Origin of the sequence: Immundisolibacter sp., assembly GCF_041601295.1 — a bacterium.
Lineage (GTDB): Bacteria > Pseudomonadota > Gammaproteobacteria > Immundisolibacterales > Immundisolibacteraceae > Immundisolibacter.
Window position 1 is genome coordinate 38,502 of record NZ_JBFIII010000002.1, and the last position, 26,623, is coordinate 65,124.

Annotated in this window: 22 protein-coding genes; 16 read left to right on the top strand and 6 right to left on the bottom strand. The window is 63.8% G+C overall.

What is annotated here, in order from left to right:
• Window positions 1-69 precede the first annotated feature (69 nt).
• From ABZF37_RS00625 to ABZF37_RS00635, 3 genes are all read right to left on the bottom strand, one after another.
• Window positions 70-1,077, bottom strand: coding sequence for a rhodanese-like domain-containing protein (locus ABZF37_RS00625; protein ID WP_372715644.1), 1,008 nt, complete (start codon window positions 1,075-1,077; stop codon window positions 70-72).
• A 186-nt stretch (window positions 1,078-1,263) separates the two neighbouring features.
• The gene (rpiA, locus tag ABZF37_RS00630) at window positions 1,264-1,923 is read right to left on the bottom strand and encodes a ribose-5-phosphate isomerase RpiA (protein WP_372715646.1); all 660 of its coding nucleotides are present in this window, start codon (window positions 1,921-1,923) and stop codon (window positions 1,264-1,266) included.
• A 14-nt stretch (window positions 1,924-1,937) separates the two neighbouring features.
• On the bottom strand, window positions 1,938-2,408 hold the full coding sequence (locus ABZF37_RS00635; protein WP_372715648.1) for a glycine zipper 2TM domain-containing protein: 471 nt from the start codon (window positions 2,406-2,408) through the stop codon (window positions 1,938-1,940).
• Between the two features lie 308 nt (window positions 2,409-2,716).
• On the opposite strand from ABZF37_RS00635, the gene ilvD reads away from it, so the two are divergent.
• The 8 genes from ilvD (at window position 2,717) to ABZF37_RS00675 (ending at window position 16,172) form a co-directional block, all read left to right on the top strand.
• Window positions 2,717-4,558, top strand: a complete 1,842-nt coding sequence (ilvD, locus tag ABZF37_RS00640) for a dihydroxy-acid dehydratase (RefSeq protein WP_372715650.1) — start codon at window positions 2,717-2,719, stop codon at window positions 4,556-4,558.
• A gap of 297 nt (window positions 4,559-4,855) precedes the next feature.
• Window positions 4,856-6,160, top strand: coding sequence for a glycosyltransferase family protein (locus tag ABZF37_RS00645; protein ID WP_372715652.1), 1,305 nt, complete (start codon window positions 4,856-4,858; stop codon window positions 6,158-6,160).
• A complete protein-coding gene (locus tag ABZF37_RS00650; protein WP_372715654.1) occupies window positions 6,160-8,034 on the top strand; it encodes an alginate export family protein in 1,875 nt (624 codons plus the stop codon). The genes ABZF37_RS00645 and ABZF37_RS00650 overlap by 1 nt, the downstream gene beginning before the upstream one ends.
• 86 nt (window positions 8,035-8,120) lie before the next feature.
• Complete coding sequence (locus ABZF37_RS00655; RefSeq protein WP_372715656.1) at window positions 8,121-9,977, top strand: ABC transporter ATP-binding protein; 1,857 nt, start codon at window positions 8,121-8,123, stop codon at window positions 9,975-9,977.
• Complete coding sequence (locus tag ABZF37_RS00660; protein ID WP_372715658.1) at window positions 9,961-12,327, top strand: phosphotransferase family protein; 2,367 nt, start codon at window positions 9,961-9,963, stop codon at window positions 12,325-12,327. Before ABZF37_RS00655 ends, ABZF37_RS00660 begins: the two co-directional genes overlap by 17 nt.
• A gap of 41 nt (window positions 12,328-12,368) precedes the next feature.
• Window positions 12,369-13,583, top strand: a complete 1,215-nt coding sequence (locus ABZF37_RS00665; protein WP_372715660.1) for a glycosyltransferase family 4 protein — start codon at window positions 12,369-12,371, stop codon at window positions 13,581-13,583.
• 85 nt (window positions 13,584-13,668) lie between these two features.
• Window positions 13,669-14,967 carry a glycosyltransferase gene (locus tag ABZF37_RS00670; RefSeq protein WP_372715662.1) on the top strand — a complete coding sequence of 433 codons (1,299 nt, stop codon included), beginning with the start codon at window positions 13,669-13,671 and terminating at the stop codon, window positions 14,965-14,967.
• Window positions 14,968-15,125: 158 nt separating this feature from the next.
• Window positions 15,126-16,172 carry an amidohydrolase family protein gene (locus ABZF37_RS00675; RefSeq protein ID WP_372715664.1) on the top strand — a complete coding sequence of 349 codons (1,047 nt, stop codon included), beginning with the start codon at window positions 15,126-15,128 and terminating at the stop codon, window positions 16,170-16,172.
• Window positions 16,173-16,184: 12 nt separating this feature from the next.
• On the opposite strand, the gene ABZF37_RS00680 is transcribed toward ABZF37_RS00675, so the two are convergent.
• Window positions 16,185-17,321 (bottom strand): trypsin-like peptidase domain-containing protein, encoded by a 1,137-nt coding sequence (locus tag ABZF37_RS00680; protein WP_372715666.1) that lies wholly within the window; start codon window positions 17,319-17,321, stop codon window positions 16,185-16,187.
• 246 nt (window positions 17,322-17,567) lie between these two features.
• Between ABZF37_RS00680 and petA the strand changes: the two genes are divergently transcribed.
• The 7 genes from petA (at window position 17,568) to ABZF37_RS00715 (ending at window position 23,957) form a co-directional block, all read left to right on the top strand.
• Entirely contained in the window at window positions 17,568-18,164 is a 597-nt protein-coding gene (petA, locus tag ABZF37_RS00685; protein ID WP_372715668.1) for a ubiquinol-cytochrome c reductase iron-sulfur subunit, read from the top strand.
• Entirely contained in the window at window positions 18,164-19,390 is a 1,227-nt protein-coding gene (locus ABZF37_RS00690) for a cytochrome bc complex cytochrome b subunit (RefSeq protein WP_372715670.1), read from the top strand. The genes petA and ABZF37_RS00690 overlap by 1 nt, the downstream gene beginning before the upstream one ends.
• Window positions 19,387-20,082, top strand: coding sequence for a cytochrome c1 (locus tag ABZF37_RS00695; protein WP_372715671.1), 696 nt, complete (start codon window positions 19,387-19,389; stop codon window positions 20,080-20,082). Before ABZF37_RS00690 ends, ABZF37_RS00695 begins: the two co-directional genes overlap by 4 nt.
• Before the next feature lie 139 nt (window positions 20,083-20,221).
• A complete protein-coding gene (locus tag ABZF37_RS00700) occupies window positions 20,222-20,833 on the top strand; it encodes a glutathione S-transferase N-terminal domain-containing protein (protein ID WP_372715688.1) in 612 nt (203 codons plus the stop codon).
• A gap of 13 nt (window positions 20,834-20,846) precedes the next feature.
• The gene (locus tag ABZF37_RS00705; RefSeq protein WP_372715673.1) at window positions 20,847-21,236 is read left to right on the top strand and encodes a ClpXP protease specificity-enhancing factor; all 390 of its coding nucleotides are present in this window, start codon (window positions 20,847-20,849) and stop codon (window positions 21,234-21,236) included.
• Between the two features lie 33 nt (window positions 21,237-21,269).
• On the top strand, window positions 21,270-22,442 hold the full coding sequence (locus ABZF37_RS00710; RefSeq protein WP_372715675.1) for an HlyD family efflux transporter periplasmic adaptor subunit: 1,173 nt from the start codon (window positions 21,270-21,272) through the stop codon (window positions 22,440-22,442).
• On the top strand, window positions 22,443-23,957 hold the full coding sequence (locus ABZF37_RS00715) for a DHA2 family efflux MFS transporter permease subunit (RefSeq protein WP_372715678.1): 1,515 nt from the start codon (window positions 22,443-22,445) through the stop codon (window positions 23,955-23,957). It abuts the gene before it with no gap.
• 7 nt (window positions 23,958-23,964) lie between these two features.
• On the opposite strand, the gene ABZF37_RS00720 is transcribed toward ABZF37_RS00715, so the two are convergent.
• Both ABZF37_RS00720 and ABZF37_RS00725 read right to left on the bottom strand, forming a co-directional pair.
• Window positions 23,965-24,414 (bottom strand): hypothetical protein, encoded by a 450-nt coding sequence (locus tag ABZF37_RS00720; protein ID WP_372715680.1) that lies wholly within the window; start codon window positions 24,412-24,414, stop codon window positions 23,965-23,967.
• Entirely contained in the window at window positions 24,411-25,517 is a 1,107-nt protein-coding gene (locus ABZF37_RS00725; RefSeq protein ID WP_372715682.1) for an HAD-IA family hydrolase, read from the bottom strand. Before ABZF37_RS00725 ends, ABZF37_RS00720 begins: the two co-directional genes overlap by 4 nt.
• 141 nt (window positions 25,518-25,658) lie before the next feature.
• Between ABZF37_RS00725 and ABZF37_RS00730 the strand changes: the two genes are divergently transcribed.
• The coding region (locus ABZF37_RS00730) for a M1 family aminopeptidase (protein WP_372715684.1) at window positions 25,659-26,623 on the top strand (965 nt) is incomplete at its 3' end.

Here is a 26,623-nt window from a genome sequence, read left to right on the forward strand (position 1 = left end):
AAGTTTAGCACTCGGGCCATTTGAGTGCTAAAACAAACAGAAGTTGCATCCGCTTGGACGCCAGCGCGGTTACGAGCTGCCGATGTTCAGAAAGCGGCCATCGCAGACACTCGCGCGAATGTCCATGTGGTTCAGGACTTGGGCCGCAGCCGCGGCTCGCCGGCCGCTGTTGCAGTAGCAAACGTAATGTTGCGTGGGATCCAGGTCGTTTACTCGCAGGCGGATTTCCTGCAGGGGCAGGTTGTAGGCGCCGGGCAAGTGTGCGTGCTGCCATTCGTCACGCTGGCGCACGTCAAGCCAGCGCGCGCCACTGCTGATCGTTTCAATGGCTGCGGACAGCGACAACATGGCTAGCGTCGGCGGCTCTTGAAGTCGTGCGAAATCCCGCTGTGCCAGGCGTAGCAGCACCCCGTCACTGATCATCGTCACAGTGGTGGCACTGCGGGACACCGACGTCAGGGCCTCGCCACCGAAGCACTCACCCTCGTTGAGTTCCGACAGTTCTATTGATTCGCCGTCGTCGCCGGGACTCTCGCGGGTTGCCAGGGCAGTGCCGCTATCGATGACATAGAAATGATCAATCGCCTCGCCCTGGTGAGCCAGCACGTGACGCTCCTGCACCGCGAGTGGCTCGAAGCTTTGCATCAACGCCTCGATATGTGCCGGCGGCGTGCTGCGTAGCGCGGCGAAGAAACTGTGACGCCAGCGGCGGGGTATCCCGCGGCTATAAAAACCGGTATCGCGTTCGCCGCCGCGGCGCTCGACCACTGCCAGCTGGTCCCAGGTTGCGAGCAGATCAATCAGGTCAAACGGCAAATACAGGATGACAGCATCGGCGTATGCCGTAACCGACTGGAAACGGCCGTCGTTGAGCGGATAGACGGCAGCCTGGGAGTCAGACTCGACGATCGCGGCGACGCCGCTGGTGGTAACCGCGCTGACCTCCCCGGCCAGCAAATACAGAGAGTCTCCAACGGCCTCGCTGGCCAGGTCGAATACAAGGCTACGGTCACGTGGTTCTGCGACACGCCCTGCCCGCGCCAGTTCAACCAACTGGTTTCGGGGAAATGTGGACATCGGCAGATGATGCCGGAGCTGGCTGAAATGGATCGCGCTCGGCACGCGCGGCAACCCCCAGGGGCGGATGACTGATCGTTGATTGTTACACGCGAGTGTCGCACGTCGCTTGGGTGGTCAGACTGCCCAATAGGCTTAGCTTGTCATCTGCACAAAGCCATCAATGGCCACTGGTGTTGGCGTAGGTCAGCCTATGCGTCGCACGCCATCACTCGTGCCGATCAGCAACAGATCCGCACCACGCGCTGCGAACAGGCCGTTGCTGACCACCCCAGCGATGTTGTTCAGGGTCTGTTCGAGCTGGGTCGGATCAAGAATGTCCATCCCGTGTATATCGAGAATGATATTGCCGTTGTCGGTGACAAAGCCGGCGCGGTAAGTGGGGCGTCCGCCAAGGGCGACGATCTGACGCGCGACGTAACTGCGTGCCATCGGGATCACCTCGACCGGCACCGGGAATGTGCCGAGTCGGCCGACCAGCTTGGACTCGTCCGCAATACACACGAACTTGCGGCTGGCAGCGGCGATGATTTTCTCGCGAGTCAACGCGCCGCCGCCGCCCTTGATCAGCTGGCGATGTTGCGTGGCCTCGTCCGCACCGTCGATGTAAATCGACAGCGTGCCGACACTGTTGAGCTCCACCAGCTCGATACCCTGGGCCGCCAGCTTCTCGGCGCTCGCCACCGAGCTTGCGACAGCTCCGGCAATGCGTTGACGTGCCGCGCCAAGACAATCAATAAAGTAATTGACGGTCGAGCCGGTACCGACGCCGATCACCTCACCGTCCGGCAGGAACTCAAGCGCCGCTTCGGCAGCGCGTTGTTTGGCCAGGTCCTGTTTCGACACGTGTCGGCCCGCCCTTACGGCGACACCCGGTACGTGCCGTTGTGCTGGAGCACACGGACACGTTGACCGACCCGGAACTGCTGCTCGCTCGCTTCCTGCACGATGGACATGGTGGTCCCGTTCTCCAGACGAACCGTCAGTTCCAGGCCGTCGGCCTTGGTCAGTGCCCGTTCGGCTGCGGTTCCGGCGACTCCACCCGCGACCGCACCGGCGACCGCGGCGGCTTTCTGGCCGGTGCCGCCGCCCACGGTGCTGCCGGCCAGACCACCCAATACGGCGCCGGTGGCGGTACCGATATAGGAGCGCGTGCCTTCGATCCTGACCGGCTGTACGGCCTCGACGGTCGCGTATTTCACCACTTGCGCCTGGCGCGCCTCGCTGCGCGAATAGACGTTGCCGGCATTGCTGGACGCGCAGCCGCTCAGGCCGCTGCTGAGCGCCAGCACCGCTGGCAGGACTACTGAAATGATGGTTTTGTGTTGCATGCGTGAATTACCTGTGAAGTGTCCACGCCTGAGACCCTGTTGAAGGGTCTTCAGTTCAAGCGTTCAGGGACGCATTGTAGCGCCGGCCAGGCAAGACGGTTGGCCTGGCGAGCTTAACCCTGCCGGAGTCCGCCGTCTTTAGCCATCGCGCTGAGCTGCGGAAGGTATCCTTAATCAGGCGGCCAGACGCGCGGTCATTGGGGTCAGTGGTGGGAGGCGTCTGTAAACTTGCCTGCCGGCTCCGATGCCGCCGCCGCTAGAATGCCCGGCTATTCGCCCGGCCGTTGATCAGTTTCCGGAGCATCCCGATGCCTGTCTATCGTTCCAACACCTCGACTCAGGGCCGCAACATGGCCGGCGCCCGCGCCCTGTGGCGCGCCACTGGCATGCAGGAGGGCGATTTCGGCAAGCCGATCATCGCCATTGCCAACTCCTACACCCAGTTTGTGCCTGGGCATGTGCATCTGAAGGACCTGGGCGACATCGTGGCGCGCGAAATCTATGCCGCTGGCGGTATTGCCCGGGAATTCCACACCATCGCCGTCGATGACGGCATCGCCATGGGTCACGGTGGGATGTTGTACTCGCTGCCCTCGCGCGAGCTGATCGCCGATGCCGTCGAGTACATGGCAAACGCCCACTGCGCTGACGCGTTGGTGTGCATCTCCAACTGCGACAAGATCACCCCCGGCATGCTGATGGCGGCCATGCGCTTGAACATTCCCGCGGTGTTCGTGTCCGGTGGACCGATGGAGGCCGGCAAGGTCGTCTGGCGCGGCGAGGAGACCGCCATGGATCTGATCGATTCGATCATCATGGCCGCCGACCCGAGCGTCAGTGACGAGGAAAGCCTCTCGGTCGAGCGCAACGCTTGCCCCACTTGCGGCTCGTGTTCGGGCATGTTCACGGCCAATTCCATGAACTGCCTGACCGAGGCGCTGGGTCTGAGCCTGCCGGGCAATGGCAGCCTGCTGGCAACGCACGCCTACCGGCGCGACCTATTCGAAGAAGCCGGCCGTACCGTGGTCGAGCTGTGCCGCCGCTGGTACCAGCAGGATGACGCCCGCGCCCTGCCACGGGGCATCGCCAGCCGCGCCGCGTTCGAGAACGCCATGACGCTGGACATCGCGATGGGTGGTTCCACCAACACCGTGCTGCACCTGCTGGCGGCAGCCCAGGAAGGGGAGGTCGACTTCACCCTGGCCGATATCGATCGCCTGTCCCGGCGGGTGCCAAACCTGTGCAAAGTGGCGCCGGCCACGGCCGCCTATCACATGGAAGACGTGCATCGGGCCGGCGGCGTGATGGCGATTCTGGGCGAGCTGTCGCGGGCAGGCTTGCTCGATACCAGTGTGCCGACCGTGCATAGCCCGGCCCTGAGCGAAGCGATCACGCGCTGGGACGTCGCCATCAGCGAACAGGCGTCGGCGAAACGCCGCTTCTCGGCCGCGCCCGGTGGCGTGCCGACACAGGTGGCATTCAGCCAGTGCCGCACCTGGGACCTGGACCTGGACCGTGCCGGCGGGTGTATCCGTGATCGCGAACATGCCTATAGCGAGGAAGGCGGTCTCGCCGTGCTGTACGGCAACCTGGCGCAGGACGGCTGCATCGTCAAAACCGCCGGCGTGGATGACAGTCTGCTGACCTTTGCCGGTCCAGCGCGGGTGTTCGAGAGCCAGGACGACGCGGTAACCGCCATCCTGGAAAAGCAGGTACAACGTGGCGAGGTGCTGGTGGTGCGCTATGAAGGTCCGCGCGGCGGCCCTGGCATGCAGGAAATGCTGTATCCGACCAGTTACCTCAAATCGATGGGTCTGGGTAAAGCGTGCGCGCTGGTGACGGATGGTCGGTTCTCGGGCGGAACCTCGGGGCTGTCGATCGGTCATGTGGCGCCCGAGGCAGCGTCGGGTGGCACGATTGGCCTGGTCGAGGATGGTGACCGGATCCTCATCGACATTCCCCGTCGCAGCATGGTGCTCGACGTGCCGGAGGCTGAACTTGCCCGTCGGCGCGATGCCATGGAAGCCTCGCCGCGGCCCTGGCAGCCGCGCCAGCGCGAGCGCGTGGTATCCAAGGCACTGCTCGCCTATGCGCGTTTTGCCACGTCGGCGGATCGTGGCGCAGTGCGGGATTTGCATCCAGGCCTGTAAGTCGCGTGGAAGCCGACTGCCGGTAGCGGGCCGCGTCACAGGGCGCGTACTGCTCCGGTCACAGACGGCTTGCATCGCCCGGGTCACGTAGACGGTGTCCTTGCCTTCCCGGCAATTCAAGTATTCCGCCCGCGCGGTCGATAGGCCTGATTGCTCGACCTTTGTCGGGCCGGTTCAGCCGTTGTCCGAAGGAAGCCTGATGCCTTGTGGCACGGGCCCGCGCAGGGGTCAGGATAGATGGGGGAGGAGTCCAGACGCGTCGGGAGTGAAACGGGTTCTCCACGCGTTCGCATCGCGTTGTACTCACACGACGCGCTCGGCCTGGGCCATATTCGAAGAAACCTGCTGATCGCTGAAACCCTGGCGGCACCACCGACCAATGCGACGGTCCTGCTGATCGCGGGCTCGGAGGCGATTTCCCGCTTTCCAATGCCGCCGCATGTGGACTGCCTGAGCTTGCCAGGGGTCCGCAAGGAAGCCAACGAGTCGTATCACGCCCGCGAGCTTGATCTGTCCTGGCAGACCATGATCAGGCTCCGGGCGACGTCGATCCGTGCGGCACTCGACGCATATCGGCCGGATATTTTCATCGTCGACAAGGTGCCGCGTGGTATCGGGCATGAACTTGATCTGGCCCTGGAGTCCTTACGTGCTCAGGGTCACGCGTATTGCGTGCTGGGTCTGCGCGATATTCTCGATGATCCTGCGGCGGTCTTGCGGGAGTGGCAGTCCGCGGAGAATACAGAGGCGATACGTAAGAACTTCGACAAAATCTGGGTTTATGGCTCGCCCGCAGTCTACGAGTTGGCCAGGGAGTGCCAATTTGCTGCGGCCGTGGAGGCCAAGGTCGAGTACACGGGGTATCTGGATGGTCGGCGCCGAATCGGCTATCAGCGGGCAAGCGATGACGAATTGATGACGAGGCTGACCTCGCGGGACGGGAACTGCGTGGTTTGCATGGTCGGTGGCGGCGAGGATGGCGCACAGGTGGCACTGGCCTTTGCCGGCGTCGAATTTCCGGCCGATTGGTATGGGGTTCTGGTCAGCGGTCCTTTCATGCCTCCGGCGCTCAGAAAGCAGGTATTTGAAATCGCCTCGGAAAACCAGCGCTTGCAAGTGGTCTCATTTCTGGAAGCGCCGGAAAAACTGCTTAACCGCGCCGATTGCGTCATCACCATGGGCGGGTACAACACGCTATGCGAGGTTCTTGCCTACCAGAAGCGGGCGCTGATTGTCCCGCGGGTAAAGCCGCGCACCGAGCAATGGATCCGCGCAACCCGGTTTCGTGACTTGGGACTGGTTGACGTCTTGCATCCGGACCAAGTCAGTCCAGCCGCGTTCGTCACCTGGATCAGCCAGGAAGTCGCAGCGCCATCGACCCGCGCGCGGGTCGATATGGACGGCTTGACCCGACTGTCCTCGTTGGTTGCGCAAGGGCTGGCCTGTGTCCGCAGGCGGGACTGTATTCAATCAGCCGATCGCCCTGAACCGGAGGTGACGGCAAGGCCGGCAAGTCTGGCCCAGAAAAAATCCAAGAAACGGACCCAAGCCCCCGTAGTCTCGCTAAGCGGAATGGGGCGTTCCAGTCAGAGCAAAGGGTGATGAGAGTGGCCGCGACGTATACGAGTCGGCTCATTGCATTGGCGCTTGCTGTCACTGTGTCGGTGGCGGGAGCACAGGATCTGCTGGGCCGCAAGGTGAAACTGACCGGGCAATGGGACGGCGTGCAATTTCAGGGAACCCGATTGCAAGTCTGGGATACCCACAAAGACTCAACGCGTGGCCGTGTCCGCGGCAAAGTCGAACATCTCGACGTGCCGAATCGAACCTTGCGGATCGGACCCATCAGCGTTGAGTGGGACCTGAAAACCCGGTGGGAAGGTTTGGCGCCAGAGCAAATTGCCTCCATGCCAGCGGTTGAAGTCTCCGGGGCTGTGCTGAGTCCCGCGAAGTTGCGGGCCAAGTCCGTCAGGCCGGCTTCCATCGGGCCGGGTCAGTTTCAGTTGCGGGGCACCGTCATGGCGGCCGGCACGGCGCGCGATGCGGCGTCGGGTCTGACCCTGTTGGGCGTTCCGGTTGAGGTGCCAAGCGGTGCGGTGAAGAACCTTTACGGTGCCTCCCTGACCCGCCGACCTGACGAAAGACGCCCGTCCGACCAGTTCTCGACATCCGTGTTGGGTCGCCCGCTCACGATCGGCGGCGAGCTGAAAACCCAATCCAGGTATCTGAAGGATTTGGCCCTGAATCCCCAAAAACTGGACGATGTTGCCCGCATTGACCAGGAGCTCCAGATCGAATTGTCCTATCCCCTGAACGATCGAGCCCTCGTGTTTCTGGAGGGTAAGGTGCTGTACGAGGCCGAGGTCTATGCGCAGGACAAGAGTCGGAAATTCGAACGCTCGCTCGAACGCGGCGAGATGTGGCTGTATCTGGACCAGTTATTTGCCAGTAATTTCAGCCTGCAGATAGGTCGACAGAATTTTTACGAGCCGCGCAGTTGGTGGTGGGATCAGGACCTTGATGCGGTGCGCTTTCATTACAACACCCTGGATTGGCACGCCGAGCTTTCAGTGGCTCGGGAACTGGGCGACGTTGCGACCGAACTGGACCGTAACGATCCGCAGCGGGAAGACGTTTTGCGAGTGCTCGCACACACGGCCTGGCGCTGGGCGCGAAATCATCGGCTCGATGCTTTTTTTCTGTATCACGATGACCGCTCCGAGCGGCAGCGTGTTGGTGAGCTGGTCACCAAGGGGCGCGAAGATCCCAGCGATGCCACCTTGGTATGGGCCGGTGGGCGTCTGTCGGGGGAACTCGACTTTGCGCAGCACGGTGAGGTCGATTACTGGATAGAAGGCGCCGCGGTAAGGGGCCATGAGCGATTGCTGGATTTCCATCGGGTCAGTGGCCGGCCAGACCGCCGCGTTGTGGACAGCCGAGCGAAACGCGATGTATCCGGATGGGCCTTTGAAAGCGGCGTCAGCTGGCAGGCGGAATTACCCGCCAGGCCAACGCTGACCCTGAGCTATGCATTTGGTTCCGGCGACCGGAATCCGGGGCATGGCGCAGACCGTTCTTTCCGCCAGACGGGTTTGCAGGGCGATAAGGCGCGTTTCGGCGGTGTCGACCGATTTCGCTATTACGGAGAGTTGTTAAACCCGGAATTGTCGAATCTGCATATTCCGACCGCCGCCGTGGGTTTCAGTTTCTGGGACGCCAGTTCAGTTGAATTTCTTTATCACCATTATCGGCAAGTGCATGCGGCGGATTTCCTGCGTAATGGGCGTGTCCGTTCGAGTCCAGACGGGCGCAGCACCGACATCGGTCAGGAGTTCGACATCGTGCTTGGACTGGAAGATTGGGAGCCGTTCGAGATCGAAGCGGTTGTCAGTGCATTTCGGGCGGGCGCCGCCTACGGTTCGCTGGCCGGCAACATGGCCTATGCCTTCTTTCTCAATGTTGATTACAACTTCTGAGTGGATACGTTATCGATGTCCGGGACACAGGATAAAGAACACAGCCGGTTGAATGACGTGGCGCAAGGGCAACCCCGGGAACACTGATGGCAGGTTCCAAAACAGGCCTGCGCCAGGCAATCCCGAGCCTGCGTCACATCGTGATGCGATTCAGCCCCTACGTGCGCAAGGAGCGTGGGCTGGTCGGCTGGTCGATGTGCGCCTTGGGCGCCGTGGTTTTCCTGCGCATGCTCGAGCCCTGGCCGCTGAAGCTGGTTCTGGATCGGGTGATCGTGGCGGTGCCGACCGGTGGCCAGACCGGCATCGCCCTGGTTGACCGCATGGATCCCTTATCGCTGTTGACCTGGTGCGCCGGGGGCCTGGTGCTGATCATCGGCCTGCGGGCGCTTGCGGAATATTCGCAGACGGTCGGTTTTGCCCTGGTTGGCAATCGGGTGCTGACCCGCGTGCGCAGTGATTTGTACAACCACCTGCAGCGCCTGTCGCTGTCCTTTTACAACACGGCCAGGGCCGGCGACCTGCTGGTCCGCGTTACCAGTGACGTCAATCTGCTCAAGGAGGTGACAGTCACGGCGGCCCTGCCGCTGGTAGCCAGTTTCATGCTGTTGGTGGGCATGCTTGGGTTGATGCTGTGGATGAACTGGCAGCTCACGCTGCTGGTGATGCTGCCGTTGCCGTTTCTCGGCTTGCGCGTCGCGCGTCTTAACGGGCGTCTGCGTGACGCGGCGCGCTTGCAGCGCAGACGCGAGGGCGCGATGGCGGCGACGGCGGCCGAGTCCATCACATCAATGAAAGCGGTGCACGCGCTGTCGCTGCAGGAATCGTTCTCGCAGCGATTCGGCCGCCAGAATGACAAGGGGTTGCTGGAAGGCGCACAGGCGGCCAAATTGGCCGCGGGTCTGGAGCGCACGGTTGATGTCTTTGTGACGTTCGCAACCGCCATTGCCCTGTGGCAAGGGGCGCGCCTGGTCATGGCTGGCACGCTCTCGCCTGGGGATTTGGTGTTGTTTCTCACCTACCTGAAGAGCGCTGTCAGGCCGGCCCGCGATTTTGCCAAATACACCACCCGACTGACTCGTGCGGCGGCGGCCGGGGATCGGGTGCTTGAGCTTTTCGACCGTCTGCCCGAGGTGCGGGACCAACCTGGTGCGTGTCCTGCGGCGCCGTTTCGCGGGCAGCTGCGTTTCGAGGACGTCCATTTCGATTACGAGCCAGGTCGGCCGGGTCTGGTGGGCATTGATTTCGAGGTGGCCCCGGGCCAATTCGTCGCGCTCGCCGGGCCGTCGGGCGCCGGCAAGACCACCATCGCGAACCTGCTGTTGCGGCTCTATGACCCGGGCCGCGGATGCGTACGGATCGACGGTCAGGATATTCGTGGCTTCACTGTCGATTCTGTACGGGCACAGATCAGTGTCGTCCTTCAGGATCCCTTTCTGTTTGCCGCCACGGTCGGCGAGAACATCGCACTTGGAAGGCCGGATGCCACGCCTGAGCAGATCCAGGCGGCCGCGCGCCTGGCGCACGTCGACGAATTCGTCCAAGGTCTCCCCGACGGCTATGACACTCTGGTGGGCGAGCGGGGTGTCACGTTCTCGCGCGGTCAGTGCCAGCGGATATCGATCGCCCGCGCGACATTGCGTGATGCGCCGATCCTGCTCCTGGACGAGCCGACCACGGGCCTGGACAACACCAGCGAAAGCGCAGTGGTCGACGCGCTGCAACAGTTGCGCGGTGGGCGCACCACGATCGTAATAACGCACGAGTTGCAGTTGGCGGCGGCCGCGGACCTTATTCTGTACGTGGAAGGCGGGCGGATCGTGGAGCGCGGCAGCCATGCCGAACTGCTGGAACTGAACGGCCGCTACGCACAGCAGTACGCGCTCGAAACGGTTGACATCAAGCAGGGCGTCGCGGCGCCGGACGTTCATGTTGTCCCCGGCTGACGGCGCGCTGGTCGAGCGCGATCGGGCGATTCCCGGCCTGGCGCTGGTGCTGGACGCCGATACACTGCTGGCGACCCTGCGCCGGGCCCTGCCTGGGGTCGATCTGCAGGCCGCCCGGGTTACCTATCTACGTTACAAGTCGGGCATGAGCTGCCTTGCAACATGCGAATTGCAGCTTGGCGACGAGCAGGTCGATGCTTACCTGCATGCGTATGGGCCGGCTGCGGGTGACAAGTTAACAAGCGCCTCGCAAAAGTCGAGTACAACCGGTCCACTGGGCCCGGGCCAGTTGGTATTTCCAGAGCACGCACTGGTCGTGGCTGCGTGTCAAAACGATGAACAGATACCGGGGCTGAAGTACCTTGTCCGGGCCGAGAAGCGGCTGAAGCTCCTTCGGTCTGTGTTGCCGGGTCGTCACGATCTGCACGGTACGCGGTTGGAGCGGCTGTCCTACAAGCCGAAGCGACGCTATGTGGGCGCCGTGCTGACACCACAGGGGCCAGCCCTGGTCGTGCGTGCGTACGCCGCGTCTGCCCCGGTACCTGTCCCCGCCCAAAGGCGCTTATATGCGCAGGGATCGATACTCGCCGTGGCTCCGTGTGTGGCGCTCGAACCGCGTCGCCGAATCCAGATCTTTGAATGGTTGCCGGGCACCGTGTTACGCGATATGGCGGGTCGCTCCAGCGAGCGGGAGGCTGGCTTTCGACGTGTCGGACAGGCCCTGGCTGAGCTGCACGACCTCACGGATCCGGCGTCTTTGGGTCCTATGCCGGGCGTTGCACAGCTGGCTTCGGCAGCGCAGGCGATCTCCACCATCTGCCCGATGCTGGCAGCGCGGTCTGCTGATCTGGCCCAGCGACTGGCCCAGGGACTGGAGTCGCTGTCACCGGCGGTTTTACGCCCGCTGCACGGCGACTTCCACCCCGCACAAGCGCTGATCCACGGCGAACGGGTCGGCGTTCTGGATTTTGACCGTGCGGGTATCGGCGATCCGGCTTACGACCTGGGCGCCTTCATCGCCCATCTGGAGCGCGACTACCTGACCGGCCGCATCGACAGGGCCGCCCTGGAACACCTCAGCGCTGCGTTCATCGCCGGCTACGCTGCAATGGGCGGAGGCCCCAGCCCTGCCAGCGTGCGTTTGCATACGGCTGCTGCATTGCTGCGTGTAGCGCCTGAGCAGTTCCGCTACCGTGATCCGGATTGGGCCGCAACGATGACCGCGCTGCTTGAGCGGGCGGCCCAGCTGGCGGCGCCCGTGAAGGTGCGAGCGACAGGTCCGGCGCCGCCAGGCAAGCCCACGCAGGTTGATGACCCCTACGGCGTAGATCGCGATCCGGCCATGCCGTTTCTCAAACATGCGCTCGACCCTGAAACAGCCTCTCGTGAACTTAGTCACGCGCTTGCGAAATTCTCCGGTGGCGCTCTGGTCCAGATCCGGGCTATTCGGGTGATTCGCCATAAGCCGGCACGCCGGTGCCTGGTCGAGTATGACCTTGATCTCATACGGTCTGGGCGGATAGTTGAAGCGCTTACCCTGGTCGGCAAAGTCAGGGCGCGCGGCTCGGACACGAAAATGTTCGCCTGTCTCCAGGCGTTGTGGCGCAACGGATTCGATGACCAAACCGAGGATGGCGTATCCATTCCCGAGCCGGTGGCGCTGGTGCCGGCCTTGCACCTGTGGCTGCAACGCAAGGTGCCCGGGGCGGTAGCCACGTCCCTGCTTGCTGGCCAAGACGGGGTCGAGCTGGCGCGGCGTATCACCGACGCCATCCACAAACTGCATCGGGTCGGCGTGCAAGCCCCGCGTACGCACACGATGGCCGACGAACTGGGCATTCTGCGCCCGCGACTGGCGGAGGTCGCGCGTGTGTACCCGACTTTGGAGCCCCGCCTCAGCGGACTTATGGACGCCTGTGAGCGGGTCGCGGCGGACATGGGTGAAGCACGCTGGGCCAACGTGCATCGGGATTTCTACCCCGATCAGGTGCTGGTCGACGGCAGTCGCCTTTACCTTGTCGACCTCGATCTGTACGCGCAGGGTGATCCGGCCATCGATGTCGGGAACTTCATCGCCCACCTGATCGAGCAGGGTCTGAGGCTGCACGGTGACGCCGGTGCCTTGTCGGGCCAGATCGCGGCCATGCTGGAACGCTTCGCCAGCGTGTCCGGTGACCTCGCGCGAGTCCACGTCTATGTGGCGCTGACCCTGGCTCGTCACGTCTCGATCAGCACACAGATTCCGGAACGACGCTGGACCACGCTCGCCTTGCTGGAGCTGGCTGAGCGCCATGTTCAGACATTGCGGCCAGGCGGCGGACCGATCGCGTCCAGCAACGGGACTGCCTGATGCGAATGCCAGCCCAGGCGGAGGTTAAACGTGGACCGACGATGCGAATTGCCTATGTGAATACTGACGCGGGCGTGCCGCCGTTTGGACAGAAAGGTTGCTCCGTTCATGTGCAGGAAGTGATCCGCGGCTTTCTCGCGAAAGGCCACGCGGTCGACCTGTTCACCACCGTGCTGGGTGGCCAGGCTCCGCCAGGACTGGAAGCTGTTCGCGTCGTTCAGCTGCCGTCAGTTCCCAAGGAGGACCGCGCGTTGCGGGAACAGGCGGCACTGGCGGCCAACACGCAGGTTCGAGCCACTCTCCAGCGTGAGGGTCCGTACTCGATGGTTTACGAGCGTTGCGCCCTGTGGAGCTTTGCCGGCATGGAGTACGCGCAAGCCGCCGGCGTGCCGGGCGTGCTCGAAGTGAACGCCCCGCTAGTCGACGAGCAGGCGGCTCACAGGGGACTGGTCGATCGACCTGCGGCCGAGCAGGCGGCGCTGCGGACCTTCAGCGCAGCGCGCATATTGGCGGCTGTTTCCGAGGAGGTCGCTGACTACCTGGAACGTTACCCCCAGGCACGCGGCCGTGTGCGGGTGGTGCCCAATGGCGTTGATGTCGCGCGTTTCGAGCCCGGTCTTGAGCCGGCATTGCCGGCGCCGCAGGGCACCTTCACGGTGGGTTTTGTCGGCACGCTCAAGCCATGGCATGGTCTGCCCGTGCTGGCAGACGCCTTTCTGGAATTGCGCAAACAGGTTCCGAACGTTCGCCTGCTGATCGTCGGGGATGGTCCGGAACGCTCAGCGCTCGAGGCACGGCTTCGGGCCGGCGGGGCGGACCCGGCCACCATTCTGACCGGCGCCGTGGCGCCCGCGCAGATCCCGGGACTGCTGGCATCCATGAACGTGGCGGTGGCACCTTATCCGCAGACATCGACGTTCTATTTCTCGCCGCTGAAGGTGTACGAATACATGGCCGCCGGCCTGCCGGTCGTGGCCAGCCGCATCGGTCAACTCAGCGGCCTGATCGAAGATAACGTGAACGGCTTGCTGTGCTCACCTGGCAATGCCGGGGAATTGGCGCAGGCGCTCGCGCGCCTGAACGGCGAGCCGGCGCTGCGCCTGCGCCTGGGTCAGGCCGCGCGCGCCACCGTGGAGCGAGACCACACCTGGTCCGGGGTTGTGACCCGTCTGCTTGACCTCGCCGAACCCCCGGACTGTGGCAGTCCGGCCCGGCCCGCGCGGCAGGTCCGGGAAGGTCGGGCCCAGTTCGATTGATGGACCCCCGGGTGACCATGATTGATGTTCCATGGCGGTTCCAGGATCAATGTGTTGACGAACCGCCGGGCAAGGAGACAGTGTAATGAGTATACGAATTGGCTATGTCCTGAAGATGTTTCCGCGGTTGTCGGAGACGTTCGTCCTGAACGAGCTGCTGGAGCTGGAAGCGCAGGGTGTAGAAGTCGAAATATTTTCCCTGATGCCGCCGACCGAGCCGCGCTTTCATGCGGAACTGTCACGTCTTCGGGCCGAAATCACCTATCTGCCGCGCGCCAACCTGGCCGAGGTTTGGGAGGCCACGCGGGGGCTGTACCGGGCGGATCCGATCGACGAGCGCAGATTTGGCGCTGCCTTCGCCCATGCCCTGGCTGCCGCGGATCGGGACAGCCTGCGCACCCTCCTGCATGGGGCGCTTATCGCCCGGATGGCCGAGGAACGATGCGTCGACCACCTCCACGCGCACTTTGCGACGTCGGCAACGCGTGCGGCACTGCTTGCGCATCTGTGCTCAGGCATCAGCTTCAGTTTCACCGCTCACGCCAAGGACATCTATCACCAGAGCGCTGACGGGGCGCTGCTGGCCGAAGCCCTGCAACGTGCCGCATTTGCCGTGACGGTGACTGATCAGAACCTGCGTCATCTGCGCACGCTCGGCTCGGGCACGGATCAGCTTCGGCGTATCTACAACGGCGTTCGCCTGGACAGTCTGAGTGAGATCCGCTCGGTTGCTGCCGCTCGCCCGCATCGCAAGGTCCCCCGGTTGATATCGGTTGGGCGTTTGGTCGAGAAGAAGGGATTTTTGTATCTGATAGAGGCCTGCGCCCTGCTCAAAGCCCAGGGCTTGCCTTTCCAGTGCCAAATCATCGGTCGGGGCGAAGGCGAGGCGGTTTTACGTGCGGCCATCGATCGCCTTGAGGTCGGGGACGTGGTCGAACTGCTCGGGAGCCAGCCGCATGACCGTGTTCTGGAAGCCGTGGCGGACAGCGACCTTATGATCCTGCCGTGCATCGTTGGCCAGGACGGCAACCGCGATGCATTACCGACGGTGCTGCTCGAAGCGATGGCGCTGCGGGTAGCAGTCGTCTCCACAGACCTTGAGGGCGTGACCGAAATCGTCGATCACGAGATTACGGGGCTTCTTGTGCCCCAGAAGGACGGTGCCAGCCTGGCGGTCGCCATGCGGCGTTTTATTGTCGATGTCGCATTGCGCGACCGCTGCGCCGAAGCCGGCCAGCGCAAAGCCGAGCGGCTGTTTAATATTCAGCACAACGTTGGCCAGTTGGCGGACCTTTTTGCCCTGGCGGCCGAGCAACGCCGCCAGGGCATGAATCGAGCTTTGGCCTCGCTTTCCGTGGTTGCGGCCGCGGGCAAGAGTGACTGACCGCAGCTGGGCTGGGTTCGTTGGCGGGCGGCATCCCTGCCACACATCACCGGTGACACCGGCACGAAACACAGTTCCATGGCGTCGGCAGGGTCGGGGCATCGGGTTCACAATGGCATCCCAACCGGCCCGGATACCACAGCCAGAGAAGACGCACCATGACCCAGACAATCATCGACGCTGACGGCCATGTCATCGAGGACTTCGATGGCTTGTACGACTTCCTCGAGGGCCCCCTCAAGGGCGCGCGGCTCGCCGGCAGCATGGTCAGCCCGCTGCCCTGGCTGGATGGGTGGCATGCGCTCACCGATCCGCTGCGCTGGCAGGCCACCGACGCAAGACGCTGGGGCGAGTTCCTGGACGCCACGGGTATCCAGGCCTCGGTGCTGTTCCCGACCGCGGGGCTGGGCCACGGCATCATCGAGAACCCGGACTGGGCGGTCCGCATCGCGCGGGCCTATAACCGCTGGCTGCACGCCACGCACCTTGAGCCGGACGCCCGCCTGAAGGCTGTAGCGCTGTTGCCGGTGCAGGACATCCCCGCCGCGGTCGAGGAACTGCGCACGACGGTGACGGAACTCGGGTTCGTTGCCGCGCTGCTGCCGTCGGTCTCGCATCTGGGAGTGACCTACGGTGACCCGCGCTTTGACCCGATCTTTGCCGAGGCGCAGCGCCTTGACGTGCCGGTGGTACTGCACGGCGGCAGCAATCACGGCCTCGACGTGCTGCAGATGCTCAAGCCGTTCGGCGGCACCATGCCCCTGCATCATCCGCTGCCGCTGCTGATCCACTTGAACGCCATGCTTTACGGCGGCACGTTCGAGCGCTTCCCGACGTTGCGGGCGGGCTTCTTCGAGGCCGGCTCCAGCTGGATTGCCTACATGTCCGACCGCTTGCAATACATGTATGGCGTGTTCAAAGGGCTTGCTCCGCAGATGCTGGCCGCCAATCGCTCGCCGCAGGAGGTGCTGGCCGAGGGGCGCATTTACGTTACCTGCGAACCGAACGAACGCTTCCTGGACGCTGGCCTGCGCGCCGTGGGCGACAACAACGTGCTCTACGCCAGCGATTTTCCGCACGAGCTGGAGTATGAGGAATACGCACGCGAACTGGCCAAGCTGCTGGGCCGTACGGATATCGCCAGGCCGGTTCTGGACAATATTGTCGGCAAGTCGGCGGCGCGGTTTTATGGCCTCGGCGCATAGGCGGGCAGGGATCTATTTGGGGCGGGAGATGGTCGTCGCGCGCGTTTCCAGCCGCCTGCCAGCGCGTTGCACGGCCAGCGTTACTTCCTGTTGACGGGGCAGGGCGGCGAGCGCCGCCAGAGCTTCGCGGGCGCGGCGCATCGGTCGCCCCTGGATTTCCAGCAGCAGATCGCCTGGTTGAATGCCGGCTTTGGCTGCCGGCGAGCCGCGATACACCCCGGCCACCAGCGCGCCGGTTTGCGCCTCAAGATTGAGCGAGGCGGCGAGCGCGGGTGTTAGTTCCTGTAGTTCGAACCCCAGCCAGCCGCGCGGCACTTCGCCGTGAGCCAACAACTGCGCGGTAATGTCGCGAACCAGGTTTACCGGGACTGCGAAGCCAATGCCCTCGGAGCCACCGCTGCGGCTGTAGATGGCGGTGTTGATACCGACCAGCTCGCCGGCGGCGTTGACCAGCGCGCCGCCCGAATTGCCGGGGTTGATCGCCGCGTCGGTCTGGATGAAATCGCCGACCGTGCTGATGTCCGGGGCTTCGCGTCCGATCGCGCCGACCACACCCAGGGTCACGGTCTGGCCGACGCCAAACGGATTGCCGATGGCAAGTACCAAATCCCCGATATGTACCTGGTTGACGTCTCCGAGCGCGATGCTGGGCACGTCCCGAAGCGTGATCCGCAACAGTGCAATGTCAGTCTCCGGATCGCTGCCGACCAGCTTGGCGTGGCCGCTGCGGCCATCGCGCAAGGCCACTTCGATCTCATCGGCGTCGGCGATCACGTGATGGTTGGTGACGATATAGCCGCGCCCGTCCAGCACCACACCGGAGCCGAGACTGGATTCCAGCCGCTGCCGGGGCACCGGCGCGCGGCCGAAAAAGCGCTGGAACAGCGGGTCGTCAAGCAGCGGGTTGTAACCGCGAGTGATGACCTTGGTACTGTAGATGTTGACTACTGCCGGGGCCGCGCGCTCGACCGCCGGGGCGAAGCTGTTGACCGGCGGCGCCTGCACCCCGGTGGCGACCGGCGGCGCAATTACGGTCGCGGGCGGCGGGCTTGGCGAGCGCGGTAACAACAGCGTGATGGCCACGCCGATCGCCGCGCCGAACACTGCCGCTTGCAGCAGATAACGTGCAAGATTGCGGCTGATCAGCATGGGTGGCCTCCAAAACGAGCGGCCCACATGCTAGCAGGGGCGCCTGGTCAGGTCTGTCTGGCGAGGTGCCACCAGGGCCGGTGCTTGGCGTCCCTGGGCCGCGTTTGGCACAATACCGCGGCTTTCACATGCTCCTACGGGTTTCGCCGGTCTTCGCTACGAACAATAGCGGTGCTCGCCGGCTGTGCCTGGGGCGATTGCAGCACAACGCGGGCAGCGCTGGCCCGCCTTCAAGGGAACGTGATCATGGCAAACGATGCGGTAGATCCCGCGCGCCGCCGGCTATTGGCCGGGACGGCTGGGGCGCTGGGAGGGGTCGGTCTGGCCGCGGCGGCGGTGCCGTTCGTCTCCAGCATGCAGCCGAGCGCCAAAACCCAGGCTGCCGGTGCCCCGGTGGAAGTGGACATTGGCAAGCTGGCCCCCGGCGAATTGATGGTGGTGGAGTGGCGGCGGCGCCCGGTGTGGGTTTTGCGCCGCACGCAAGAGGAGCTGGAGAACCTGGCCAAAGTGCCGCTGGATGAGTTGCGCGATCCGGAGTCGGCGCAGTCCGATCAGCCCGGTTACGCCGCCAACGAACAGCGCTCGATCAAGCCGGAGTATCTGGTTTTGTTGGGGGTATGCACGCACCTGGGTTGCTCGCCCAAGTATCGACCAGAGGTCGCCGCGCCCGATATCGGCGCCGACTGGAAGGGTGGTTTTCTGTGTCCCTGCCACGGTGGACGCTACGACCTCGCGGGGCGGGTTTTCAAGGGCCTGCCGCCTCCGCTGAATCTGCCGGTACCCCCGTACAGGTACCTGAGCGATACCGTGCTCGTCATCGGCGAAGACCAGGAGACCGTGTAATGTCCAATCGCAGTTCCGGGCTCGCGCGCTGGATAGATGACCGTTTCCCGATCTTTCAGTGGTGGGACGATCACGTCGGCCAGTACTACGCGCCCAAGAATTTCAACTTCTGGTATTTCTTCGGCTCGCTGGCGCTGGCGCTGCTGGCATTGCAGGTGATTACCGGCATTTTCCTGACCATGCATTACAAGCCCTCCGAGGAGCTGGCGTTCGCTTCGGTCGAATACATCATGCGCGACGTCAGCTGGGGTTGGCTGATCCGCTACCTGCACTCGACCGGCGCGTCGATGTTTTTCGTCGTGGTCTATTTGCACATGTTCCGGGGCATCATCTACGGTTCGGGCAAGGGCCCACGCGAGCTGGTGTGGCTGTTCGGCATGGTCATCTATGTGTTGTTGATGGCCGAGGCCTTCATGGGCTATCTGTTGCCCTGGGGCCAGATGTCCTACTGGGGGGCGCAGGTCATCATCTCGCTGTTTGGCGCGATTCCTCTGATCGGCGACGGCCTGTCGCTGTGGATACGGGGCGATTTCGCGGTTGGTGATCCGACCCTGAACCGGTTCTTCGCCTTGCATGTGGCGGCGGTGCCGATGCTGATCATTGCCCTGGTGTTCTTCCACATCATCGCGCTGCACGAAACCGGCTCGAACAACCCCGACGGGGTGGAAATCAAAAAGAAGAAGGGTGCGGATGGCAAGCCGCTGGACGGCATCCCCTTCCACCCGTACTACACGGTCAAGGACATCTGGGGTCTGTCGGTGTTCGCGCTGATTTTTGCCGCCATCGTGTTTTTTGTGCCCGAGATGTGGGGCAAGTTCCTGGAGCCGGACAACTTCCGGCCGGCCGATGCCATGGTCACGCCCGAGCATATCGCGCCGCTGTGGTACTTCGCGCCGTTCTACTCGATCCTGCGCGCGGTGCCGGACAAGTTTCTGGGCGTGGTGGCAATGGGCGGAGCTATCTTCGTCCTGTTCCTGATTCCCTGGCTGGATCGCAGCCCGGTCAAGTCGATCCGCTACCGTGGACCCTTGAACCGCATTGCACTCGCAGTGTTTGTGGTCAGCTTTATCGGGCTCGGTTATCTGGGTACAGAACCGCCATCGGACTTGTACACCCTGCTGGCACGCATCTTTGCCGTGTTGTACTTTCTGTTTTTCCTCACCATGCCGCTGTATACGCGGATCGATAGCACCAAGCCGGTGCCGGATAGGGTGACCACCAAATGAGAAAGCTAATCCAGGCTTGCTTGCTGGCAGCCCTGCCAGCGATGGGTTGGGCGTCTGGTGGCGCCGAGTTGCCGTCATTCAAGGCGGACCTTTCCAACCGGGCGGCCCTGCAACGTGGGGCGCGGACCTTCGTCAACTACTGCGTGAGCTGCCACAGCGCGGAGTTCATGCTGTACACCCGCATGGCACAGGATCTTGGGCTGACCCCGGAGCAGGTGCTGGCCAATATGGTGTTCAACGGCGGGGACATCAACCAGACCATGCGTGTGGCGATGGCCAAGGAGGACGGTGCCGCATGGTTTGGCAAGGCGCCGCCGGACCTCAGTCTGGCCGCTCGTTCACGTAGTCCGGAGTGGCTGTACGGCTACCTGCGCAGTTTTTATCTGGACCCGGCGCGGCCGTTTGGCGTCAACAATACGGTGTTTCCGGACGTCGCCATGCCGCATGTTCTGGTGGACTTGCAGGGTACGCAGACCCTGCATGAGGGGCACCTGAAGGCGGGCTCCCCTGGCAGCCTGACACCAGGCGAGTACGATGCAATGATCCGTGACCTGGTTAACTTCATGGTCTACCTGGGCGAGCCGGCCAAGCTGGTGCGCTACGGTCTTGGAGTCAAGGTCATGCTTTTCCTGTTGGTGTTTGCCGGCTTGGCCTATATGGTCAAACGCGAATACTGGCGTGATGTTCACTGATACGGTAAGTCACTTGTCGCAAAAATCCCCAAAGCCGAAGAAAGAATCGATCGCCGCCGTGGCCAAATCCACGCCCAAGGTGGAGCCGCTGGATTACGGGCCAGACGCCGACGGTTTCACCACCGAGCGCATTCGCAACATGAAGCTGTATGCCGGCCTGGTGTGCCCGCACAGCCACCGCACCCGGCTGGTGCTCAGCGAGAAGGACATTTCGATTGAAATCGAGTCGGTGGACCCGGCGCAGATGCCGGAAGACCTGCGCGATCTTAATCCTTACGGGGACCTGCCGGTGTTGGTCGACCGCGGCCTGGTGCTCTACAACTCGGCCATCATCATGGAGTACCTGGACGAACGCTTTCCGCATCCGCCCCTGATGCCGGTTGATCCAATCAACCGCGCGCAGGCGCGTCTGATGCTTTGGCGCATTGACCAGGACTGGTACAGCCTGCATCGGCGGCTGACCGAGCCGGACCGGAAATCGGACGTGACCGGCGCGCGCAAGATTCTGCGCGACGGACTGACGTCGATCGCACCGTTGTTTCAGCAGCAGGAGTTCGTGTTCGGCGAAGGACCAACCCTGGTCGATTGCGCGTTGGCGGTGTTGCTGTGGAGGCTGCCGATGTACGGCGTGGAGTTGCCGGCACCGGCACGACCGGTCCTGCGTTACGGCGAGCGCATGTTCGCCCGCGCCGCGTTTCGCGGCAGCCTGACCGAGCAGGAGTTCGAAATGCGGCACGGAAAATCCGCCTGATCGACGGGTGACGATGGAGCAGCTGCCATCCGCCAAGCCGTACCTGTTACGCGGCATGGTGCAGTGGATCGAGGACAACGGATTTACGCCTCAGATCCTGGTGGATGCGACCCAGGCGGGCGTGCTGGTGCCGCCCGAGCACGTGCAGGCCGGCAAGATTGTGCTCAACATTTCCGTCCAGGCCACGCATCGGCTGGAAATCACCAATGACCAGGTGTCCTTCAGCGCGCGATTTGGTGGCGTGGCGCGTGACATCTGGGTTCCCATGCCAGCTGTGCTTGCGGTGTACGCCCGGGAAAATGGCCAGGGCATGACATTTCCGCCCGAGGGCGGCGCGCCGCCACCCCAGCCTGAACCCGAGGCGCCGCCACCCGATCGGCCCAGATTACGAGTAATCAAGTAGCCCAGAAAAGCCGCCGACTGGGAAGGGGAAGACATGGCATCTGACGAACAAACGCAGCCAGTGCGCCGGCGGCGCTGGCGTCTGCTGGTCCTCACCTTGCTGTTGGTGCTGGCGGGTCTGGGCTGGCTGGGCTGGTGGGAGCTTTCCGGCCAGTTTTGGGAACACACCGAAAATGCTCAGGTCAGCGGCAATCGCGTAGCGGTGATGCCGCAGATCACCGGTACTGTGGTGGCCGTGCGGGCGGATGACACCGACCGCGTGCGCCGCGGCGACCTGCTGGTGCAACTGGACGACGCCGACACCCAGGTGGCAGTACAAGCGGCGCAGGCGGATCTGGCCGATGCCGCGCGCGAAGTGATGCAGCTGGCGGCCGAGCGCGACCGCGCGCAGGCGGCCATTGCCGTGGCCATGAGCGAGCGGGCGCGTGCGGTGGCTGATCTTGAACGCCGCCGGGGGTTGATTCTTAAACGGTCCATTTCGGCCGAAGAACTGCAGCACGCCGAACTGTCCGCCACCGCCGCCCAGTCCAGTCTGAGGGTCGCGCAGCAGCAGATGGTCGTGGCGCAGGCCGCTTTAGGTACGTGGCCGCTGGGCCAGCACCCCCGCGTGCAGCGCGCCGCCGCCGACCTGACCGATGCTTTGCTGCGTTTGGAGCGCTGCCGCATTCTGGCTCCGGTGGACGGCCAGGTGGCCCAGCGCAGCGTGCAGCTTGGCCAGCAAGTCACGCCATCGAGTCGATTGCTGGACCTGGTACCGCAGGACGACCGGTGGGTCGAGGTCAATTTCAAGGAAAATCAGCTGGCCAGCCTGCGGCTGGGCCAGCCGGTACGTATGAGCACCGATGTCTACGGCCATCGGCTGCGGTTTGATGGTCGGGTAGCCGGCATTGGCGCCGGTACGGGCAGCGTGTTTTCCCTGCTGCCGCCGCAAAATGCCACCGGCAACTGGATCAAGATCGTGCAACGGGTACCGGTGCGAGTAGCGATCGATATGGCTAGCCTGAAGGGCCGGCCGTTGCCGTTGGGCGCCTCGGTGCGCGCCACGGTCGACACGCACGATCGCAGTGGCGCGCCGCTGACCGGTAATGAGCTCCCGGCGGCCGGGCACTACAGCACTGACATCTATGCTGCCCGGCTGGCCGATATTCAGGCGCACGTGAGAAGGCTGAGCGAGGCCAGTTTCTTGGCCGGCGACCAGGCAGACTGAGTGAACGCGCCATCGCCGGTTCGGCTGCTGCCGATGACGGTAGGGTTGGGTCTGGGCACGTTTCTGGTGTCGCTGGATTTTGCCGTGGCCAACGTCGCCATTCCCAGTATTGCTGGCGACCTGGCAATCAGCCCGAGCCAGGGCACCTGGGCCATTACCTCGTTTGCCGCGGCCAATGCAGTGGCCCTGCCGCTCACCGGGTGGCTGGCGCGTCGTTTCGGCGAAGTACGTCTGTTTGTCGGCTCGGGGCTGCTGTTTACCTTGTTCTCGCTGTTGTGCGGCTTGGCGCCCAATCTCGAAATCCTGGTCCTCATGCGCATCCTGCAGGGCATGGTATCCGGCCCCATGCTGCCGCTATCGCAGGCATTGTTGCTGCGCCACTTTCCGCCGCACCTGAAAGGCATGGCCATGGCGGTAGTGTCGATGACAGTGACCATTGCGCCGTTGACTGGGCCAATCGTGGGCGGCGTTATCACTGATAACTGGTCCTGGCCGTGGATTTTCTACATCAACCTGCCGATCGGCCTGCTGGCGGCCGGGTTGGTGTGGTATGCGCTGCGCGACCATGAAACCGAGCGCAGCACTTTGCCGATCGACACTGTCGGCCTGTGCCTGCTCGTGCTGTGGGTGGCGTGCTTGCAGGTGATGCTGGACACGGGACGGGAGATCGATTGGTTCCAGTCGCCTCTGGGTCTGGGGCTGGGTTTGATGGCGCTTGTGGGCTTCAGCTATTTCGTGATCTGGGAGCTGGGCCACCGTCACCCGGTCGTGGATCTTCGCTTGTACGGGGATCGCAATTTCTTGATTGGCGCCACCGCGACCTCGCTGGCGTGGGCCCTCTTGTTCGCCGGCCTGGTGGTGCTCCCGCTGTGGCTGCAGACCAATATGGGTTACACGCCGACCTGGGCTGGGTTGGCGACGGCCTCTTTTGGCGTGTTCATCATGCTGTTGACGCCGATTGTCGGTCGCACGCTGGCACGCCTGAATCTGAAGTATCTGCTTACCGTCAGTTTTTTTCTGATGTGGCTGGGCATGTACCTGGCCAGCCGCATGAACACCGATGCGACGCTCTGGGACGCCGCTGTGCCGAGGCTGTTCCAGGGCGCGGGGCTGGGCTTGTTTTTCGTGCCGCTGCTGACCATTGCGCTGTCGAACATAAGCCCGCAGCGCCTTGCCAGTGCCACCGGGGTGTTCTATTTCACCCGCACCCTGGCGGGCAGCATCGGTGTATCGATCGGCATCACCGTATGGGATCGGCGCGAGAGCTTTCACTACGCGCGCCTGGCCGAGCTGGTAGACAGCGAGCAGCTGGCGCGGTTGTGGGATTACGGGGGCGAGCGTCTGGCTGCCGCCTTGCCGGCGCAGTATCCGCTGGTGGAGCGTATGCTGGCGCGCCAGGCTAATATGCTGGCGGCGAACGATCTGTTCTACGCCAGTTGTTGGCTATTGCCGCCCATTTTGCTGCTGGTGTGGTTGGCCAAGCCGCCATTTGTTGCCGGCGGCGGTCGCGCTTGAGTGCCGGTTAACCGCGCTGTACGGTGACGCGATGTCGGTCGGCGCCAAATTCCATGTCTACCGTTACACCGGCGTTTTCGGTCAGGGCCCGCCAAAAGCCGCGATTGACATCCTCCAGCGCCTGCGCCGGCAGGCGCCAGTGCCTGAGCTGGCCGGCTGCGGCGTGGCTCAGCGAGGGCATGTCAAAACTCAGCGTGGCGTCATCAAGCGTAACCGCCAGTGCTGGGCCAAAACCGTAGCTCACTTGGTAGTGCTCATGAAAGATGCGCGCGATTTTTTCGAGATCGCCACACAGCTTGGCCCAGCCGATGCCCTGTTCCATCATCATGCGGTAGCCGTACTCCTCGGCGTCGATGCCCAGTCCCTGCGCCACTTTGAGGCCGCCGAGCAGGGTGCCCTGGCACTCGTACATGCGCAGGCGGGCGAGGTCTTCCAGGCTGGCTTCGGGCAGGTTCATGGCCATGGCTCCTGTGTGTTCAGGTAACGCAGTTCCAGCATAGCGCCCTCGGCCAGCGCCCAGCCCTCGCGCAGCGGAATGCGGCAGATCAGTTCCAGTTTCTCGTCCGGGTAGCCCGGTACCTGTGGCCACAGCAGCAGCGCTGGGGTGCTGGACAGGCCGTGGCTCAGTTGCACGGCGTGCAGCAATGCCGGACAAAAACCGTCCCGCGCCGGAAGCTCGAAGCGCCGCAGGCGATTATCGTGCCGGTGCCGGACAGCAATCTGCGCGCCAGGCGCGCCGCAGTCCAGATTGACCGTGCCGGGATAAAACGGCCCGCCGAGCATGGCTTCTATCGCATCGCGCACCCAATCGACGGCGAGGAATCCACCCGCCTGTCCAAGTCCGCTGACCAACTCACCGCTCAGGATGGCCGGCGCGGGGTTGGCGCCGCGTACCGGCTGCGTCCATGCCGGCAGATGGCCATGCAATTCGGTGAGCGAGTCCACCACCGCGTGCGGGCTGTGCGGCAGCAGATCCTCGCGCCGCGAGGCACCGGTGGTGATGCCAAAGGCCCGCACGCCCGCGCTGCTGGCGGCCTGGATGTCGATGGGATTGTCGCCGACGTAAGCCGCCGCGTGCGGCTCGACACCCATGTGACGCAACGCAAGCTCGATACCCGTTGGGGAGGGCTTTCGGGCCGGCGCCTCGTCCCGGGTGACGATAACCTCAAGCGGCGGACAGCCCCGCGCGCCGGTCAGGCACTTGACCACGAAGTGGTTCGAGTCGGTAACGACGCCCAGCCGAAAGCCCTGGTCGAACAGCCGCTGCAACACCGGCAGCGCGTCATGGAACAGCCGCGCTTCCTGCTGGAACACGGGCTTCCACAGCCGCATGCTGACCTCGGTCAGCTGCGCTCGCCGTTCCTCGGCGTTGTCCACCGGCCCGAGCAGTGCCTCGATGGGCGAGCGCCCCAGCGTCATTACCTCGCGCATATAGCCGGCGCCGGGCTGCGGCCAGCCCAGTTCCCGGCAGGCGCGGCGGGTGATGGCCAGAAACGCCGGCAGCGAGTCGAGCAGCGTGCCGTCGAGGTCGAACAGCACGGCGCGGACGTTTGAAGTCATGCGGGGTCCGGGTGAGCGCGATACAGGCGGGTCGTAGCTGCATTCTACTGGCAGCCCGGTCGCCACACCGAGGGCAAACCCTTGCCGTCATTCCGGGCGCTGCCCAGAATGATCCAATTAACTCTAGAGAGCGACAGACCCATGCGTGACGCCACTCCCCGCGCCATCGAGCTGAAAAACTACCGCCCGCCGGAGTTTCTGGTCACCGCGGTGCAACTCGAATTCGATCTTGATCCGGCGAGCACGCGCGTGCGTGGCCGCCTGGAACTGCGCCGCAACCCGGCTGGCCGGCGCGATGCGCCGCTGGTGCTGGACGGACAGGGCCTGAAGCTGCGCCGGGTCAGCCGCGACGGCTACCTGATGCGCGCCAGCGAGTACGAAGTCACGCCCGATACGCTGACCATTCCCGGCCTGCCCGATACGGTGTGCATCGAGACCGAGGTTCAGATCGACCCGTCCGCCAACGCCGCCCTGGAAGGCCTGTACCAGTCGCGCGGCATGCTGTGCACGCAGTGCGAGGCCGAGGGCTTCCGGCGCATCACCTATTTTCCGGACCGTCCGGACGTGCTGACCCGCTTCACCACCACCCTGCGGGCCGATCGCGTCGCCTATCCGCTACTGCTGTCGAATGGCAACCGCGTGGCCGAAGGTGAGCTTCCGGACGGACGCCACTACGCCACCTTCGACGATCCGTTCCCGAAACCCAGCTACCTGTTCGCCCTGGTGGCCGGGCAACTGGAGGCGCTCACCGACACCTTCGTCACGGCCAGCGGGCGCACGGTGCAGCTGTTCATCCACACCGAGCCGCGTTACGTCGACCAGTGCGGCCACGCCATGGCGGCGCTGAAAAAATCCATGGCCTGGGACGAGCGCGTGTATGGGCGCGAGTACGACCTGGACGTGTTTCACATCGTGGCGGTGGACGACTTCAACATGGGGGCGATGGAGAACAAGGGCCTTAACGTGTTCAACGCCAAGTACGTGATGGCCGAGCCATCGCGCGCCACGGACCTGGACTACCAGTACATCGAGGGCATCATCGCCCACGAGTATTTCCACAACTGGACCGGCAACCGCATCACCTGCCGCGACTGGTTCCAGCTGTC